18 protein-coding genes are annotated in these 19,300 nt (G+C 28.1%); 1 reads left to right on the forward strand and 17 read right to left on the reverse strand.

The features are described from left to right. Positions 1-22 precede the first annotated feature (22 nt). The 8 genes from ACI48P_RS05225 to fsa all read right to left on the reverse strand — a co-directional run bounded on the left by ACI48P_RS05225 (position 23) and on the right by fsa (position 6,588). Positions 23-247, reverse strand: a complete 225-nt coding sequence (locus ACI48P_RS05225; protein ID WP_475214223.1) for an acyl carrier protein — start codon at positions 245-247, stop codon at positions 23-25. 82 nt (positions 248-329) lie between these two features. Continuing rightward, a complete protein-coding gene (locus tag ACI48P_RS05230) occupies positions 330-1,307 on the reverse strand; it encodes a beta-ketoacyl-ACP synthase III (protein WP_475214225.1) in 978 nt (325 codons plus the stop codon). Positions 1,308-1,628: 321 nt separating this feature from the next. Beyond that, on the reverse strand, positions 1,629-2,444 hold the full coding sequence (locus ACI48P_RS05235; RefSeq protein WP_475214227.1) for an ABC transporter permease subunit: 816 nt from the start codon (positions 2,442-2,444) through the stop codon (positions 1,629-1,631). Then, positions 2,444-3,334 carry an ABC transporter ATP-binding protein gene (locus ACI48P_RS05240; protein ID WP_475214229.1) on the reverse strand — a complete coding sequence of 297 codons (891 nt, stop codon included), beginning with the start codon at positions 3,332-3,334 and terminating at the stop codon, positions 2,444-2,446. The genes ACI48P_RS05235 and ACI48P_RS05240 overlap by 1 nt, the downstream gene beginning before the upstream one ends. 14 nt (positions 3,335-3,348) lie before the next feature. Beyond that, on the reverse strand, positions 3,349-3,783 hold the full coding sequence (locus ACI48P_RS05245; protein WP_475214231.1) for a hypothetical protein: 435 nt from the start codon (positions 3,781-3,783) through the stop codon (positions 3,349-3,351). Between the two features lie 13 nt (positions 3,784-3,796). Beyond that, complete coding sequence (locus ACI48P_RS05250; RefSeq protein ID WP_475214233.1) at positions 3,797-4,234, reverse strand: LytTR family DNA-binding domain-containing protein; 438 nt, start codon at positions 4,232-4,234, stop codon at positions 3,797-3,799. Between the two features lie 191 nt (positions 4,235-4,425). Next, on the reverse strand, positions 4,426-5,823 hold the full coding sequence (locus ACI48P_RS05255; protein WP_475214235.1) for a cation:dicarboxylate symporter family transporter: 1,398 nt from the start codon (positions 5,821-5,823) through the stop codon (positions 4,426-4,428). Positions 5,824-5,919: 96 nt separating this feature from the next. Next, positions 5,920-6,588 (reverse strand): fructose-6-phosphate aldolase, encoded by a 669-nt coding sequence (gene fsa / locus ACI48P_RS05260; RefSeq protein WP_475214237.1) that lies wholly within the window; start codon positions 6,586-6,588, stop codon positions 5,920-5,922. Between the two features lie 384 nt (positions 6,589-6,972). Here fsa and ACI48P_RS05265 point away from each other — a divergent pair, with 384 nt between their 5' ends. After that, complete coding sequence (locus ACI48P_RS05265) at positions 6,973-7,869, forward strand: cation diffusion facilitator family transporter (RefSeq protein ID WP_475214239.1); 897 nt, start codon at positions 6,973-6,975, stop codon at positions 7,867-7,869. Positions 7,870-7,931: 62 nt separating this feature from the next. On the opposite strand, the gene ACI48P_RS05270 is transcribed toward ACI48P_RS05265, so the two are convergent. The 9 genes from ACI48P_RS05270 to ACI48P_RS05310 form a co-directional block, all read right to left on the reverse strand. Continuing rightward, positions 7,932-8,567, reverse strand: coding sequence for a pentapeptide repeat-containing protein (locus tag ACI48P_RS05270; RefSeq protein WP_475214241.1), 636 nt, complete (start codon positions 8,565-8,567; stop codon positions 7,932-7,934). Positions 8,568-9,100: 533 nt separating this feature from the next. Beyond that, positions 9,101-10,813: a phosphoenolpyruvate--protein phosphotransferase gene (ptsP, locus tag ACI48P_RS05275; RefSeq protein ID WP_475214243.1), complete on the reverse strand. Its 1,713-nt coding sequence runs from the start codon at positions 10,811-10,813 to the stop codon at positions 9,101-9,103. A gap of 163 nt (positions 10,814-10,976) precedes the next feature. After that, positions 10,977-11,237, reverse strand: a complete 261-nt coding sequence (locus ACI48P_RS05280) for an HPr family phosphocarrier protein (RefSeq protein WP_475214245.1) — start codon at positions 11,235-11,237, stop codon at positions 10,977-10,979. A gap of 127 nt (positions 11,238-11,364) precedes the next feature. Beyond that, entirely contained in the window at positions 11,365-12,576 is a 1,212-nt protein-coding gene (locus ACI48P_RS05285; RefSeq protein WP_475214247.1) for a patatin-like phospholipase family protein, read from the reverse strand. Between the two features lie 118 nt (positions 12,577-12,694). Next, on the reverse strand, positions 12,695-13,039 hold the full coding sequence (locus ACI48P_RS05290; protein WP_475214249.1) for a hypothetical protein: 345 nt from the start codon (positions 13,037-13,039) through the stop codon (positions 12,695-12,697). A 62-nt stretch (positions 13,040-13,101) separates the two neighbouring features. Further along, positions 13,102-14,832, reverse strand: a complete 1,731-nt coding sequence (locus tag ACI48P_RS05295; RefSeq protein WP_475214251.1) for an Eco57I restriction-modification methylase domain-containing protein — start codon at positions 14,830-14,832, stop codon at positions 13,102-13,104. 67 nt (positions 14,833-14,899) lie between these two features. Continuing rightward, complete coding sequence (locus ACI48P_RS05300) at positions 14,900-15,799, reverse strand: patatin-like phospholipase family protein (protein WP_475214253.1); 900 nt, start codon at positions 15,797-15,799, stop codon at positions 14,900-14,902. 191 nt (positions 15,800-15,990) lie between these two features. Beyond that, positions 15,991-18,255, reverse strand: a complete 2,265-nt coding sequence (locus ACI48P_RS05305) for a bifunctional diguanylate cyclase/phosphodiesterase (RefSeq protein WP_475214255.1) — start codon at positions 18,253-18,255, stop codon at positions 15,991-15,993. Positions 18,256-18,430: 175 nt separating this feature from the next. Further along, a complete protein-coding gene (locus ACI48P_RS05310; RefSeq protein WP_475214256.1) occupies positions 18,431-19,261 on the reverse strand; it encodes an N-acetylmuramoyl-L-alanine amidase family protein in 831 nt (276 codons plus the stop codon). Positions 19,262-19,300: the final 39 nt, after the last annotated feature.

Below are 19,300 nucleotides of genomic sequence, written 5' to 3' on the forward strand. Positions count from 1 at the left end.
GCATTTAGTGCTTAGCTTATTACTATGCTTGAACTTTCGATTCTATATAATCTACAACGTCTTTTATACTCTTCATGTTTTCTGGTGATTCTACTGATATTCCAAATTGCTCTTCTATTTCTATAACTAATTGGAATGTATCTAATGAGTCTATTTCTAAAGATTCAAAAGTACTTTCTAAAGTTATATCGTCTGCCTCTAAAGATAAGTTTTCTACCATTATTTCTTTTACTTTATTTAATATCATTTTTCATTACCTCCAAAATTTTAATTAGTATTTTTTATATTTCAGGAAACTTTATATTTCCAAATTTATGATTTTAATTAAGCTATATGCTCCATTCTATTAGTGAAGCCCCATAAGTTAAGCCTCCACCAAATCCAACTAGTATGACCTTATTATTTTTCTTTAACAAGTTCTTCTCTTGCATTTCACTAAGAGCCATTGGTATTGATGCTGCTGATGTATTTCCATAATTTTGTATATTCATATAGAATTTATCTGTTGAAATCTTTAGCTTTTTCGCAGCATATTCAATAATTCTTGTATTTGCTTGATGAGGAACTATGTAGTCAATGTCATCAATCGTTAAGTTTGATTTTTCTAATATTTCTTTTATTAAACTTGGTATTATTGATGTTGCAAATTTAAATACTTCTTGACCATACATTCCTAACATTTTATCTTTTTCAGTTTCCTTTTCATAAAAAGGATTTGAAACATCATTGGCACCAAGAGTAATATACTCACCTTTTTCTCCATCACTGCCACATATTGTTTTTATGATTCCACCTTCATTACTCTTTGATAATACTGCTGCTCCAGCACCATCAGCAAATAATACACATGTACCTCTATCTTCCCAGTTAACTACTTTTGACAAGTTCTCTGATCCAATAACAAGAGCATGTTTAAAGTCATTAGTCTTCATAAGTGACTCTGCTACTTGTAAGCCATATATAAAACCAGTACATGCTGCACTAATGTCAAAGGCTAATGCATTTTTTGCTCCTATGTTTGCTTGAACAATACATGCTGTAGATGGAATAAACATATCTGGTGTACAGGTTGCTAATACTATTAAGTCTATATCTAAAGCTGATATTTTAGCCACTTCTAAAGCTTTTTTACTAGCTTCTGTTGCCATATGAGAAGTATCTTCCCCTTGAGATATACGCCTTTCTTTTATACCAGTTCTACCTGCTATCCATTCATCGTTAGTCTCAACAATTTTGCTAAGGTCCTCATTGGTAACAATCTTTGAAGGTGTATATAATCCCATACCTTCTATGATTATATTGTCCATATTTGTCTCCTTATTTGTTTTTTTGATATTCATATATTTAGATAATCAAAATATACAAATAAATTTTTTTCACTCTTTCGAGTAAAGGATTTTGATTTTTAAATATTACGATAATCAAAATATAATATATTCAAAACACATTGTCAACACTTTTACTCTAAATTTCTTTCCCCATAATTTTACACAAATAATTTTTAAAGCTTGAAGACAAGCAATTTACTAAGTTCTATAAATCTAAAATTATTAAAAAAAAATTAGAAAATAAATTACTTATTTTCTAATTTTTAATTTGTATTTCTATTTATTTAATTGTTTATATTTTTAGATATTCATATCTTTTTTGCTATAAGATACATAAGTACCTATTAGTGATGCTACTATTATAACTAGACCTATGACTACAAATTTCATTTCAAATCCGTCATTCATTATTTTATTTGGAGCGTAATAATCAAATGGTGAAAAATATGTTACCCACTCAAAGCTTTCTTTTAGCTTTCCAATTATACCTATAAAATAACTTACAAAAAATATTCCTATAGATATTGGTATTGCGCCTTTATCACTTTTTATAATAGATGATATAAGCATTCCTATTGACATAAATATAAGTCCTAATAATGATATTCCAATAAATACTGATTTTAGTTTTATTATCATATCCATAGCTTCTATATCTTCAGGTTTTACTGCATAACATACTCCCATTGTAAATATACCTACTATGATAATATATAAGTAAAACGCTACAAAATTTGATAATAGTTTTGATGTAACAATTTTAGTTCTAGTAACAGGCTTTGAGTATAAAAACTCTATAGTCCCTTGACTTTCTTCTCTTATAAGAGAATTAACTCCTAATATAGCACCATAAATTGCACTTGCCATTGCAATATATTGAATGCAATATCCTAAGTAATTAAATATATTTGAAAAGTCCATACTTTCATCAATGTTAAATGCTTTTAGTATTTCTTTAGGAAGTGCATCCATCTTATCATTTACCAAGGATTGCATTCCCATATCTTTCATAGAAGGGAATAAGGCCATAAATAATACTACTAATCCTCCACATATTAAAGACCATATAATGCAAGATTTTAATAATCTTTTAAATTCAAATTTAAATATATTCATTACATTTCCCCCTTGTGATCTTCATAATAATTTAAAAATGCATCTTCAAGATTCTCTTTTTCTATTAATAATTCTTCAATATTGTACTTACTAATCTCTTTTAATAGATAATTCATATCTTTTGAGTATATAAATGTATAGCTTTCTTTATTTTTAGATAGTATTTTGTCTCCTAACTTTAAAATAATTTCTTCACTAATCTCATTACTACATAAGGTTATTTTTAAACCTAATTTTGTCGTAGCTTTTTCAACTTCTATTATATCTACAATATTACCTTCTTTTATTACACATACTCTATCACATAAATTTTGAACTTCTACAAGGTTGTGAGAGGATAAAAATACTGTAGTTCCTTTTTGCTTTTCATTTATTAATATATTAAATAATTTCTTCTGCATTAATGGATCTAATCCATTAGTCGGTTCATCTAAAATTAAAACCTTAGGCTTATGAATAAGTGATTGTGCTATTGCTACTTTCTTTTTATTTCCAAGACTTAGCTCGCCCATTTTCTTATTCATATCTAATTCTAATTCATTACAAATTTGTTCTACTTCCTCATTATTAGCTTTCGGATAAAAACTTTGAGCATATTTTATAATGTCTTTAACTTTTACATCATCATAATATCTTACTTCACTAGGAACATAACCAATGTATTCTTTAATCTTTTCACTTTCTTTAACACTATCCATGCCAAGTATTTTCGCGCTTCCACTAGTAGGGTAAATAAAGTTTAGTATTGTTTTAATAGTTGTAGACTTTCCAGCTCCATTTGGTCCTATAAAACCAAATATTTCACCTTTTTCTACAGAAATATTAACATTTTGAATACCTCTATTTTTACCATAATTTTTAGTTAAATTATTTATTTCTATAACATTCACTTAAATATCCCCCTTTATTTTTTATTTTTGTAGCTATTTAGTTTCTCGTTAAACCTTTCTCCTGTGATTTTGTAGTATATTGCCATTGCAGTAAATACAATTATGTACATTATTGTAAATATTATTGCTGCCTTATTAAAACTTTTCATATTAGATATATCAAATAATTCAAATATATTTGAACTTATTACAAATATACTTAGCATACTTATATAATGAACTATTGTTCTTATATAAACTGATATTTTTAGTGCTTTATCATATGTATAAAATAAATATTGAAAAATAACAATAATAAACGCTAGAAGCAATAGCTGAATTAATGTAGTTATATTTATATAGTTAATTCCATTTATATAGGATATAAATCCATAAATAAAAACTTCTCCCATAAAAAACATAGATGTTAGTGCTTTTATTTCATATAAAAATTTAAGTTTATCTTTCATATCTTTTTCCTTTCTAGTAATTTATTTTTTTCTTCAGAACAGGAACATATTGCCTTGATACTAATTGTTTTTCTTCATTTTCTAATAAAACTTCTACCTTACCTCCAAATAAAGGCTTAATCATTTTAATCTTAGCTACATTAATTATTGTAGATTTAGACGCTCTAAACAAATCTGTATCACTATAAGTTTCTTCTATTTCATATAATCTTAATGATATTTCATAAACCTCTTCTTCTGTATAAGCAAATGTTCTCTTATCTACTGATTCAAAATATAAAATACTATCTATGTCTAATACAAATAAATTATTATCTTTATTTGCAGTGATTTTTTTATCCTTAGATTTTATTAGAGATATAATCCTAAGCAAATTTTCATCGATTTTATTACAGTTTATTACTATTTCTAATTCTTCATTAGAAGGACTTTCATTTATTATTAATTTCATAACTATAATCACCTTTTTAAATTTATACTATTAGTATATTTATCTTCTATTGTAATTACAAACATTTAAAACTAAGTTGTAGTATTTTGTTACTAAGTTGCTAATATGTACTCCTACATTATTAATTATATATTTTTTCAAAAAAAATATGGGATATAGACTTATTTTAGTCTTATCCCATATTTGTTATTTTAAGCTACTATATTTTTATTTTCATCTACGTTATTTAAAACATTCTTATCTAATTTGTCTATTGAATTCGCAACAGTTACTGCAGATGTCATAGTTCCATTAACGTTTAACATAGTACGCCCCATATCTAGTATTGGATCTATCGCAAGTATTCCACCTGCTAATGGGAAGTATGCTCCAAGTCCCATACCTGATATTACTACAGATACGGCCATAGTAGCTGTACCTGGTATACCAGCTATTCCTATAGAACCTATTGTTATAACTACTATTAGCATTGCATAGAAACTAAAGTTCATTTCAACACCTGCCATATTAGCTATTGTTACTGCCATTAATGCTGGATATATTCCTGCACATCCGTTCATACCCATATTTGTACCTAAACTTCCAACGAAACTTGCTGTTCCCGAATCTACACCTACATTATCAGTTAATGTTTCTATAGTTACAGGTAAAGTTCCTAAGCTTGAACGAGAAGTAAATGCTAAGATTAACGGCTTTGATACTTTCTTTAAATAAGTAAATGGATTAACCCCATTTATTGATAGTATTATTAAATGTATTATAAACATTATAGCTACACTTACATATAAAGCTATTATAAAGTCTATAACTTCAAATATTGATTGTATTCCTCTTCCTGCAATAGTGTTAGCCATAAGTGCTATTACTGCGTATGGCATTAACTTTATTATTGTTATAGATACGCTTATTATTATTTTGTAAAATGCTTCAACTAAATCAACGAAAGGCTTTATAATTTCTGCATACTTCTTATTTAATCTTCTAACTGATAATCCTATAAATGTCGCAAATATTACTACACCAACGATATTCGCATCTGCCATTGCTTTAACTGGATTTGATGGTAATAATCCTCTAATTGTATCTACTACTGGCATTATTTCTCTCATCTCATCTACAGCTTGTACTGCTTCACTACCAACACCTAACTTGAAGAAGTTCCCTACTATCAGTCCTATAATAGCCGCTATTGCTGTAGTTCCTAATAGCATGAACACTGATTTAGAAGTTAACTTTCCTAAGTTTTCTCCTTCTTTCATATTCATTATTACTCTTATTATTGAAACGAATACTAAAGGTACTACTAACATCTTTAATAAATCCATAAATCCATAACCAAATAATCCATACCATTTTGTTACTTCATTTAACCAAGTTATTTGTGAAGGATCACTTGGGAATTTAGCTATAAACTGAATGATAACTCCTAACATTGTTCCTGCTAATGTAGAAATTATCATTAGTTGTGTAAACTTAAACTTCTTATTTAACTTACTAGTTAAAAAGAATAGACCTACTAGTACAAATATAAATGCTATTGTTTTTATATCTGTTACCATCATAAATTGTGATAAAAATGTACTACTCATATTATTGCCCCCTTGTTATTATCATTTTGATAAAACCTATTTTAGCATTATCAAAATGATAATACAAGAGTTTTTTAATATTATTTTTTCTAATTATTATTCTTGTGTTGTAACTTCGCCAAATACCTTAGTCCAATCTTCTATAAACTTATCTACACTCCAGTCTGTAAGAGGGTGGTTCATCATTGCTCTGCATATATCTGCTGGAACTGTTACACTATGAACACCATGAGTCATTAGATCTATAACTTGCTGAGGATTTTTAAAGCTTGCTGCTAATACTTTAGTATTCATATTGTAAGTATCTATTATTTTAACTAAATCTCTTACTACACCTACTCCATCAGCAGATATGTTATCTAATCTATTAACATATGGAGCCACATAATCAGCACCAGCCTTTGCTGCTAAAAATCCTTGATGTGCTGTAAATATTGCAGTAGCAGTTATATTTATATTTAACTTTTTTAATTCCTTTATTGCTCTTAATCCATCTTTTGTAACTGGTATTTTTACGTACATATTTTTTCTTAAGTTACTTATATATTTGGCTTCCTTTACTATTTCCCCATATTCAGTACTTAACACCTGTGCATGTATTGGAGTATCCTCTCCTACTACTTCATCTATTTCTTTAATTAGCTCTTTAAATGGCTTACCTTCTTTTGCTACAATGCTTGGGTTTGTAGTAACTCCATCTATTGGTAAATGAGTGTATAAATCCTTAATTTCATTTATGTTTCCTGTATCTAATATTAATTGCATATCTATATCCCCCTTTTTTATTTTATTATATTTTATTATTTATTATTATATTTTATTTATTTTTATTATATATCATTACATCTAATCCTTCAATAATCTATGTAAATTTTTGCCTGTTCTTTTCTATCTATAGAAAAAATATTTAAACACGCTAAAATACGAGCTTTTGTAGATTCTACTTTATCACTGTAAATCGGCCTTGATTAAAGCCATATTATTTTGGGTAATAGTTAATAGGTATTATCAATCGATATAATCTAGTATTGTAAACCTTATTCTCAATTGAGATAGGTAATTGATAATCACATCTTGTTTTTATCTTGCATATACTGTATTATTATAATATCAATTGATAATAATATATTTTACGTTTGGGGTGATTTTTTGGAAACAAGGTACGATGAAGCTAATAAGGTTACAACCTTATCTATAATATGGAATATTATATTAACTATTATTAAAGTCTTTGCAGGTGTAGTAGGTAAGTCTAGCGCTATGATAGCCGATGGTTTACATTCTGCATCAGATATAATAAGTTCAATAGGTGTTTTAATTGGTAACAGAATTTCGAGAACTCCTAATGACAAAGAGCATAATTATGGACATGAAAAAGCAGAAACTTTAGTTTCTTTCTTACTTGCAATTTTATTAATATTAGTTTCTTTAAAGATAGGTATTGGTGGAATACAGTCATTATTTAATTTAGAAGATGTTCAAATTCCTACTGTATTACCTCTTATAGTTTCTGTTATTTCTATAGCTATTAAGGAATATCAATACAGAATAACTATTAAGGTAGCTAAGGAAATAAACTCTCCTGCTTTAAAGGCTGATGCTTGGCATCATAGATCAGATGCATTATCATCTGTTGCCGCATTTATTGGTATAGGTGGTGCATTATTAGGATTTAAAGCATTAGATCCACTAGCTTCTATAGCAGTAGCCTTCTTTGTTGCTAAAGTTGGATTAGATATTTTGAAAGACTCTACTAATGAACTTATGGATTATTCTATACATCCTGATCAAGAGTCTCAGATAAAAGCTATTGCAAATAATACAAATGGTGTAATAAACTTAGGAGAACTAAGAACTAGAAAGCACGGAGCTATGGCTTATGTTGACTTAACAATTTGTGTTGAAAAAGACTTAACAGTCTTTGAAGGACATGAGATAGCTCATAATTTAGAAGTTGATATACTTGATAATATGCAGTTTGTAAAAGGAATAACTGTACACGTTGAGCCTTGTATAAAGTGCTCAAACAATGCTTGTAGCATATAATACTATATTGCTATATAGTAGCTATAAAATTTAATAATTTACAAAAATAAAGATAAAATAAGCTATTTTATCTTTATTTTCATTAATCTTGTCAAATCTAAGGCTTGCATAGTGTTTAATGTGCAGCCTTCTATTTCTTTTATGCCTACCTCTATACCATCTATATTACAACTTGTAAAATCTATATTTTTCAAACTTGATTGATGGAAATTACTTTCTGTTAAATTACTTTCTTCAAACTCCATCTTTTCAAACACTACTTGTTGAAAAACAGAATTTTGTAACTGACTTTCTTTTATATGTACTGTTTTAAATTTTGAAAAAGAAAAATTAGTATACTTCCCTAAGACATTTTCAAATAACACATTTTTTAATATACAATCTTCAAGTCTAGCACCTATCATCTTACAGTTTTTAAATTCTACCCTGTATAAGCTACCATCTCTAAAAGACACATTAGACAAATCACAATTTTCAAAAATAACATCAACCAAGTCAATCTTTCTAAAATCACACTCAAAGAAATCAACATTTTTAAAAACACAAGAATCCATACTAATCTTAATATCTTCTATATCACAGATACTTCTATTCTCAACAATCTTATTTCTCAAAGTCTCATAATCATAAATATATTCACAAATATCATCACAAACCTCAAGCTCTTCAACAAACTTAGGCTTTTGAACCTTAATCATAACACTCCTCCTAACTCCTATATCTATACGTATTTTTTATTTAATAATACCACTAATATATATAATTAACAAACGTATATAAAGTAATAACTAATCTTAAAAATACTATAGTTAAATAGATGACTCTAAGCTAAATACTACTTGTATATTAATACTTTATTGATAATTTATATTTTGGATTACTCATTCCTCACTTACTCAAAATATAAGCCATTTTATTAATTTTCATTTACATACAGTAGAAGCTGACGCTTTTAACTAATTTAAAAGATATTAGTTGAAAAAAGTAGGTACTATAAAAATAAAGCTAACGCTTAAAAAGTCTTTTAAGCTTTTTTCTTTTTTACGCCTTCCCCCCATATGTAAAAAAAGATTTCTATAGAACTTTTAATATGCGAGAAAAGTTAGCGCAGGGAGGAATAACTAAGTTCAACGAACATTTGCAGGCTCGTTTCTGGCCTGCATGGAGTGAACTTAGTTATCCTCCCGGAGCGGTGTCTTCCGCATATAAAGTTCTAAGAAATCTTTTATAATTACATATTAAAAGTTTTATCTATGTGGTTTTTGATTTCTTCAGCAGTTCCCATACCTAATACTTCATCAGCAAAGTTCTTCATATCTTCATACTTAACAGAAGTTATAAACTTTCTAGCTGGCAGTATAGATATTGGACTCATTGAGAATTCATCTAGTCCCATACCTAATAATACTGGTATCATTCTAGCGTCTCCTGCAGACTCTCCACACATTCCTGCCCACTTTCCTTCTTTATGAGCATTGTCTATAACCATCTTTATTAATCTAAGTACTGCTGGGTTGAATTGGTTGTAAAGATAACTTATCTTTTGGTTCATTCTATCAACTGCACAAGTGTATTGGATTAAGTCGTTTGTTCCTATAGAGAAGAAGTCAACGTGCTTAGCTAATATGTCAGATATTACAGCTGCTGATGGTATTTCTATCATCATACCAACTTCAACATCTTTAGCATATGCGATTCCTTCTGCATCTAATTCTGCTAAAACTTCTTTAACAACTTCTTTAGCAGCTAATAATTCTTCTAATGAAGATATCATTGGGAACATTATTCTTAATTTTCCATGAACAGATGCTCTATATAAAGCTCTTAATTGAGTCTTGAATATATCTGTTCTATCTAAACATATTCTTATAGCTCTGTATCCTAAGAATGGGTTCATTTCAGCGTCCATGTGGAAATATGGTAATTCCTTATCTCCACCTATATCTAATGTTCTTATAACGATTGGCTTTCCATTCATTCCTTCAAGAACAGCTTTGTACGCTTCATATTGCTCATCTTCTGTTGGGAATGCATCTTCTTTATCCATGTATAAGAATTCTGTTCTGTAAAGACCAACACCCTCAGCATCATTCTTTAGTAATCCTTCTACATCATTAGGACTTCCTATGTTTCCAGCTAACTCTACGTGTCTTCCATCAACTGTTACAGAAGCTTGTCCTTTTAATAATTCTAAAGATTTTCTGTAATCTTCAAAATCAGTCTTAAGCTTAGCATATTTAGCTTTAGTTTCTTCATCTGGGTTAACTATAACTTCACCAGTATCTCCGTTAAATACTATGAAATCTCCATCCTTAACTTTTTGTGTTATATCAGTAAGACCAACTACTGCAGCTATTTCTAATGTTCTAGCCATTATAGCAGTGTGAGAAGTTCTTCCTCCTATATCAGTTAAGAACCCAAGAACCATTTTCTTGTTCATTGTAGCTGTGTCTGATGGAGTTAAGTCGTGTGCTATTAATACAACTTCTTCATCTAATCCTGCTAAATCAACAACCTTAACACCTAATATATGTCTTAATATTCTATTAGTAACGTCTTTTATATCTGCCGCTCTTTCTCTCATGTATTCGTTGTCCATAGCTTCAAACATGCCAACGAACATTTCTTTTATTTCATTTAATGCAAAATCAGCATTAACTTTTTCATCTCTTATTTTAGCTTCTGCAGAACCTATTAACTCTGGATCTTCTAAAACTAATAAGTGTGCTTCGAATATTTCTGCTTCGTGTTCTCCAAGTTCTTGAGAAGCCTTTTCCTTAACCTTAGTTAATTCTTCCTTAGATATTTGCACAGCGTTTTGTAATTTAGCTACTTCCGCCTCTACATCTTCTATACTTTTCTTTTCTATAACTAATTCACTATGCTCAACTACTAATGCTTTTCCTAAAGCAATACCAGGTGATGCTCCTGTTCCTTTGTACATGACCCTAACTCCTCCTGCAATCGTATATTTTCATCTATGTCTTAAGTGTCTATTTCTATAGGTAAAATTCAAGGTGTAATAGAACTAAAAGTTTATTCAATTTTAAATCGAATAGCTTCATAGCTCTATTACACCTAGCTTTTAGATTGAAATAACTTCTTTATTATTCTCCAAATCCGCTTTCAACTAATTCTACTAATGCATTAACAGCAGCTTCTTGGTCTTCACCGTTAGCAACTACAGTTAACTCATCTCCTTGAGCTAATCCTAAGCTCATTATTCCCATTATAGATTTAGCATTTACAGTTTTTCCTTTAGCTATAACTTCAACTGTAGCTTTGAATTCAGCAGCTTTCTTAACAAACATTCCTGCTGGTCTAGCGTGTAATCCACTTGCATTTTTTATACTTACTATCTTTTCCATTTTTAAAGTCCTCCAATAAATTTATTCTTAAAGTATTTTGTTTACTTTATTAGCGTGTTTAGTTTTGAAACTTCGTTACATTTTTGTCCTGCGGTACACTTTTTGTCCCATTCTCAATATGCTAAGACTATATTTTTTTACTCAAGTCCTTTATTATTGCATTTGTTAATAGCTTTGTTGTCTTATTTTTTTGCAGTGTGATAATTGGTTTAACCTCAAAATATGATGTTATATTTGCATTTTCATTAGCATTTTTGTTTACAACATCTACCACTTTATTAAAGTCATAAAGCTTAATCCTATTAATATTATTTTCTTCAAGCTTTTTTTCATATATACAGTAAAATAAATCCTTATATGAAAATTCTTTACCTAGATTTAATAACTCTCCAACACTTGGAATTATATTTTCTAGAAGAGTTCTTAGCGATGGCTCTCTTTTTATTCCTAGTAAATTACAAAGCCCTTCTATTGTTTCTTTATCTAATTTTGATAATTTTTCAAAGCAATAGTCATCACTGTATTTATAATCTAAATTAAAATAATATTTATTTCCTTCATATCTTTGGTACACTTTCATAGTGTCCAAAAATCCTAAGTTAATATTTCTTTGGATATTATCTTTGTCTTTATTTAAAGTTCCTCCTAAGTATTCAGAAGGTGTTACAGTTTTTAGATTTAAATCTTGGTGTCTATTTATATTCATTTTACCAAAGAAATCATCTAAGCACCTAACGACAACAATATCTTTATATCCTTTTTCTTCTAACATACTTATTGGCATATTGTCACAAAACACACCGTCTAAAAATAACTTATCATCCATTGTGTTTTGTTGAAAAATAGGTAAACTTGCGCTTGCTATTAGGTAGTCAATTAGTCTTCCTTCTGGAATATCACCTAAATATAATGGGTGAGGATTTATTTTTTTATCCCAAAAAGCTGTTACTAAACCGAAATCTTTCCCTGATTTTCTAATAGCGTTTTCATTTAGTGTGCTTTCTAACAATTTTCTCAAAGGGCTAATATCAATACCTTCATTGCGTCTAGCCTTATTTATTAGCTCTACTACAGTACCAAGATTTTTAGCAGTGAAATCAACATTTTTAAACTTTTCATAACTTTCCTCATCTAAATTCATAAAATGAGTATAATCATAAGTTAACCATATATCTTCCATAACTTCAATATCATTTTGTATAATATAAGCACCATTTAGTGCTCCTATTGAAGTTCCTGCTACACCCTGAAATTCTAGTCCAAGTTCTCTTAGTGCTTTATATGCACCTATTTGGTATGCACCTTTAGTGCCTCCACCTTCTAATACTAAGCCTTTCATATATATCACCTATTAACTGAGAAAGACATGTAACTTAATTTCAAATATATTTTATCATATTTTCGATAAAAAAGTACATATCTTTCATATTTTTTATAGACAATAAAACTTTATTATATTATCTTACATCTTCTTTTTTAGATACCACTTTCACAGATTTCATAAACATTTTCTTTTCTATAGGCCCTAAAGACATAGTACTCATTATATAGTTGTTTGGATCTACTATATACATATGTCTATAGCTTGATTTATAAAATGCCATACAAACATTCCTAATATCTTCGTTATTTTCACATTCAAATAAAGAAGTATTAACTACTAGTCTGTATTGTGAAGTCCTAACATTTTTTGTCATCTGCTTATACTGTGCTAAAAACTGTTTTGCATCCTTACTACTAATATATCCACTAACATCCACTATTACTTTTTTTTCATCATCTAATATATTTGCAAAAATCATAATAGTACCCCCTTTATAAAATACGTCTATAGCATTATATGAAGGTTTTGTGTTATTAGTGATTATATACCAAGTGATATCTTTACTAAATTATCTATTTCATTTTGAAGAGTCTCAACTTTTCTGAAATCTTTAGATTTATTATTATATAATATATTTATTATTTCCTTCGATAAAGACTCTATTTTATTGTAGTTTTTGTCTTTGAAAACTTTAATTTTCATTACCTTATTTGGATAATAATCATAAATACTTTTACTCATTTTTTTTGCAGTTATTTTAAAATATTTATCATATATAGAAGAATTAAGAATACCTACTAGATATTCATGAGAGAACTCCTCTTTATATTCTTCTTTAATATAGAAAGAATATACGTCTGCGCTAGAAAAATTATTGCTATAATCAATGGCAAATCTGTTTTCTTTGGACTTATATGGATACATTATTTTTTCTCTTTCAAATAAATGTTTTTCTCTTCCCCATTGAAGTTCATACCATTTCCTTAAATTTCTAACGCATTCCCTACGTTTTTCTAGTCTTTCTTTATACGGATAAATACAATCATTTATTACTTTTTGATAGTTTTCTTCATTATCTATGTCATTTGAATATATAAGCTTATGATCACAGTCATTTAATATATATTTGTCTATATTCTTATTTTTTACCCATGGCTTTATTAATTCCTTTTGAATGTAGTTTAGCCTTGTATCATCATCTTTTAATATAAAAGCTTTGTCGCATCCCGTTATAATACCTTGAAAACTTTCACTTATTTCTTCAAGTGTATAGTTACATTTTAATTGTATATTATTATAAAAGTTCTTTTCACAAGATTTCACTAACATCCATTCATTATTTAGTGAGCTTTTATCTACTTTGAAATGCTCAAATTCTTCATTTAATTTTTCTTTTAAGTTAATATTTTCTTTAAGACTTATATTTTCATCTTTTACTTTATAAATATCTATCTCTTTATTATTTTGTTCTTTATTGAAAGTTAGTATACAACTTGCAACACCTATATTTTTGAATATGTTTGCACCTAAAAAATCTACAATCTCAATAATATTAACATTGTTTTTCATATAATCCCTAAGATGTTTACCAGAAGGACTTTCTAAAAAATACCTTGGCGTTATTACGCCACATTTGCCACTATCTTTAAGAATATCTACTATCTTTTTATAAAAACAAAAATACACATCAGCCTTATCTCTATAGACAGCCTTGTAATTTTCTAAAAGATATTTTTTGTATTCTTTATCTAAACTTTTGTGTCCAATGTATGGTGGATTTCCAATTATATAATCAAACTTATAATCCCACATTTTCTTTAATCCATCACAACAATAAATGTTAAATTTGTCTACTTCTGAATCTTCATCTTTTGATTTTAAACTTTCTTTTAAGATTTTAATCGCATCTTCATCTATATCTAACCCATAAATACAGTTGCTTATAATATGATTGTGTATATTATCATATCTCCAGTAATCATTATTATACTTTTCCCTCAGTTCGTAAACATTTTCCTCGAACATATTATACAAAATATCATAAGCTTGTAATAAAAAATTACCACACCCACAGGAAATATCTAGTATTTTAGGATATGGATTATTTAATATATCATGCTTTTTTAAGGTATTTTCAATAATATAATCCACGATTACTTTTGGAGTATAATATATCCCCTTATTTTTTTTTGTTTCTATATCTAAACTACTTTCATAATCTTTAGATATGCTAAAATTATCTTTAGCTTTTACCCCTATGTCTATTCCCATGTTCCCCTCCAAACAGGTTAACACATTCAAAAATACTATCATAATTATAACATATCACAACCTTTGACTACCATTTTTCTTTCATCCAATTAACAGTATCTTCCATGTTATAATCTTCTCCAACAGACATTAAATATTCTAAAGACTCATAATCATCCATGCTAACATCTCTGTTCATTCTCGGGTTTATTCTATAAAAATTATCTTTTAATAATTTCTTTGAAAAAGACTGGCTCATTTGACAATTTCCTTCTAGTGTTACAGATATAATAGGTAATCCAGGAGGTTTGCTCATAAGCCATTCAAGTATGCCCCATTTTGTAGTATCTTCTTTTATACTGTTATGAACATATCCTGTTCCTATGGATAGTAATCTTATGTCTTTAGGATTTCTATCCAGTTCTTCATCTATTGAATGTACTATACATGACAAGCTAGGATCTGTTGCTATTATACCTCCATCAATATGATTTTGATAAGTTGGAAAATACACAGGTGCAGCACTACTTGCCATAGCAACATCTACTACTCTAGCATTTTCTGTTGGTGAGTTTGGCAGGTTATTATAAAATATAGCCTTCCACTCACTAGTTTCACTTCCTATATAAAAAGTTGGTATTACTACTAATTTTCCAAGATCTTTTAACTTAAGATCCTCAGGAAATACACTAAGCAATACTTCTTTTAAGTTATCACTATTATATTTTGGTCTTAACATTTCAGAGTACGATTTATTGAAAATATATTTTGCATTATCAATAGAATAAAATTCCTTAATTTTTGTAGGACTTAGACCATATGCTAAACCAAGTGCTATAAGACTTCCTGTTGATGTTCCTCCAAACATATTTACACTTTTCATTATGTTTGGAAACTCTTTTTGTAATCTTTCGAAAAGGCATATGCTTATACTTCCTTTTAAACCACCACCGTCAAAAGTAACTATATTGAATTTAGAATCCTCCATAATATCTCCCCTCCAAATACTCTTATATTTAACTTATGAAGAAATCTAAAAGTTGACTCAATATAAAAAAAAATTATGCTTATTTATTAAATAAGCATAATTTTTTTATCTTAATTTTTATATTAATTGTCTATATTACTAATGTGTATATCATATCTAGGCTTCTTATAGTTTTTATACAACCTAACTTATTAGGATAATGTAGATTCTAAAATAGATGTTTTACTTTTAGCCTTACATTTTAATAAGTATTTATATTGTTTTTTATTTATTGGTTTAGAAAAAACATAACCTTGGATAACCTTACAACCTATACTTTTTAATATTTCAACTTGTTCCATACGTTCTACACCTTCACATACTACATCAAGGTTTAAGTGATTAGAAATATTTATTATACTTTCTACTACTACCTTACTCTTAATATTAGTTTCTATATCTATTAAAATTGATCTATCAATTTTGATAACATCCATTGGAATATCTTTTAAATTGCCAATGTTTGAATTTCCAGCACCAAAATCATCCATAGCAACTTTAATTCCTAAATCTTTAATTTGATATACCTTATCACTAATAAAGTTCATATCATTTAATGTAGATGTTTCTGTTATTTCTAACTCTACAAGCTCTGGTGACACATTATAATCACTAAGTGTTTCTTCTAAAAACTTTATTAAATTATCTTGATAAAGCTCCACTCTTGATAAATTTACTGATACCGGTACAATTTCAATACCTTCATCACTCCACATTCTTAATGTTTTACAAACTTCATTAAATACCCATTTACCTATTTCATTTATATGACCATTTTTTTCAGCTATAGGTATGAATTTATCAGGTCTAATAAACCCCATAATAGGATGATTCCATCTTATTAGTGCCTCTGAACCTATTATTTCACCTGTAGTTATATTAAACTTAGGTTGATAATATATATTAAACTCCTCATTTTCTATTGCGTTTAATAGATCTTGCTCTATCTTTACTTTTTTCTTTTTTTCTTCTCTCATTGCTTCATCAAAAACTAAGTAGTCTATGTGCTTCATCGACTTTGACTTAAACCTAGCCATATCTGCATTATCAATTATTTTTTTTATATTAATATATTCATCATTATCTCCTATTAGATATATACCTATAGATGTATCTATTTTTATATTTAAATTAATACTATTCATGTTTTTGGTATTAGCAATCTCTTCTTTTATTATTTTCGATATATTATGAATATCATCTTCTTTATTAACTATATCAATTAATAATCCAAATGTATCTCCCGTCAATCTACCGTAAATAGCGCTATCTTTAAAGATCTTTCGTAAATTTTTTGAAATTTCCTTAAGTATATTGTCACCTACTTGATATCCATAAATATCATTTAATAATTTGAATTTTTCTATATCAAACACTATTAGTGCATAACTTGTATTATCACTTGTCTTTAAGAATTCATTACAATCAATTATAAACTTTTCATAATTATTTATCTCTGTCAAATGATCCTCAAAAACTGCTTTATCAAGTTTCTTTCTATTAACATAATTAGACTTTATTATATAAAAACTTATAATTATAAATGCAAATATACAAATAGCTAAAATAGCAATTGTAATTTCTATTATATGTTGTGCATCAATAAATACAGTTGACATAGGTATAGTGGTTACTATATACCAATCATTTGTTGATTTTATTTTGGAGTAAGCTACATATCTTTGTTCACCAGTTATATATTTAATGTTAACACCCGAATCTAATATCTTTGCATCTTTTAATTTTACTTCTTGTATAAAATCATCTGCTGCTTCTTTTTCATAAAAACCTATGTGATCTTTTGATATATGATTTTCTAAAACTAATGTTCCTTCTTTATTTATTATATAATAACAGCCTTGGTTATCATAAACTTGTGTCTTTAACTGATTCTCCACCAAGTCAGAGTTGTTAATGCCGCAAATGACACCAATTATATTACCATTTTCTACAATTGGCACTGAGTATACTATAATATTTTTATAGTATTTTTCTGAATTTAAAGGATCTGATACTGATATTACACCTTTTTTGGTATTTTCAAAAAACTGTTCATCACCAATATCTACTATATTATTATGGCTATCAATACCATAACCATTAAGATCTACTGCTACTATTTCACTAAATAATCCTGAATCTATCTCAAATCTTAATATTTTGCTTAATTCTTCACTACTTACAGCATCACTTAATATTAAGTTTCTTGCTATCAAATTTAAATTATGTAAATAAGATTCTATCTTGCTACTTATATTTTCAGATATTTGTACCGTAACTTCTTCGACATGCATTTTATTTTGGCTTACTACTTTTTCAGTCACCTCACCAGCACACATTACTCCACCTAGAGCAACTAATATAGCTAATAAAGCACTTATTATAATTCCAAGTTTATAATTATCATTTTTCCTCATATTTCTCTCCTATTGGTAAAAATGCACTATATTATTACTATTTTTTACCATGCGATATAATGATATTATAATCTAGAAGTATACCTAAATCAACGTAAAATCCTTTCAAATTAAAAAGGATATCAAAAAACATTTTATGTAAAATCTGTTTTTTAATATCCTTATTTTATCTATTTTATTTATTCTGTTTTGCTATATTATCTAAGTATGATAATATACCTTGAACAATACCTTCTGCTAATTGATCTTGGTATTTATTGCTAGTAAGCTTCTTTTCTTCTTCCGGATTTGTTAGGAATCCTGTCTCTATTAATATAGCCGGCATAGTTACACCTTTTACCATATCATAGTTTTCAGCTCTTGCACCTCTATCTCTCGCTTCTACATGTGATATTATTGAACTTTGAACTATTTCCGCAAGTTCTTTAGATCCATCTGTTGCTCCTCTTCTATAATATGTCTCTACACCTGCTGCTGTGTTTCCTCCCGACTCTGCATTAAGATGCACAGAAACAGATAAATCAACATTTCGGCTGTTTGCAAGCTCCATTCTATCTAATAAACTAACAAATGTATCATCCGTTCTACTGATTATTACTTCGATATCATTTTGCTTTGATAATTTGCTAGCTACTTTTTTTGCAATTTCTAAAGCAACATCTTTTTCGTACACATTATTTTTTCCATTTTCTATATTTCTAGAGCTTTCCGTTCCTATGTCATGACCACCGTGGCCTGGATCTACGAGTATAGTATATTTCTTTTTTAGGGTTCCTTTTTCATCTTCTAAGTCAAATTGCTTATCTGAATTAGTTTCTTCATTGCTTATAGGAGCTTTTCCTCCTAAATTTGATAAGAAGCTATATATTCCTTTACTTAGCTTAGTTACCCCAAATATAAGTGCACATAATACCATAATAAGTATTATTATTTTTATAGGGTTAAGTCTTCTTCTTTTTTTAGGTTTATTAATATAAGTTATATTTCTGCTGTTTCTTTTTGACATACTTTCACCTTTCCAGTCCATTTTTTGGCAAAATGAAAT

The organism is Romboutsia sp. LXY-2 (assembly GCF_056171995.1).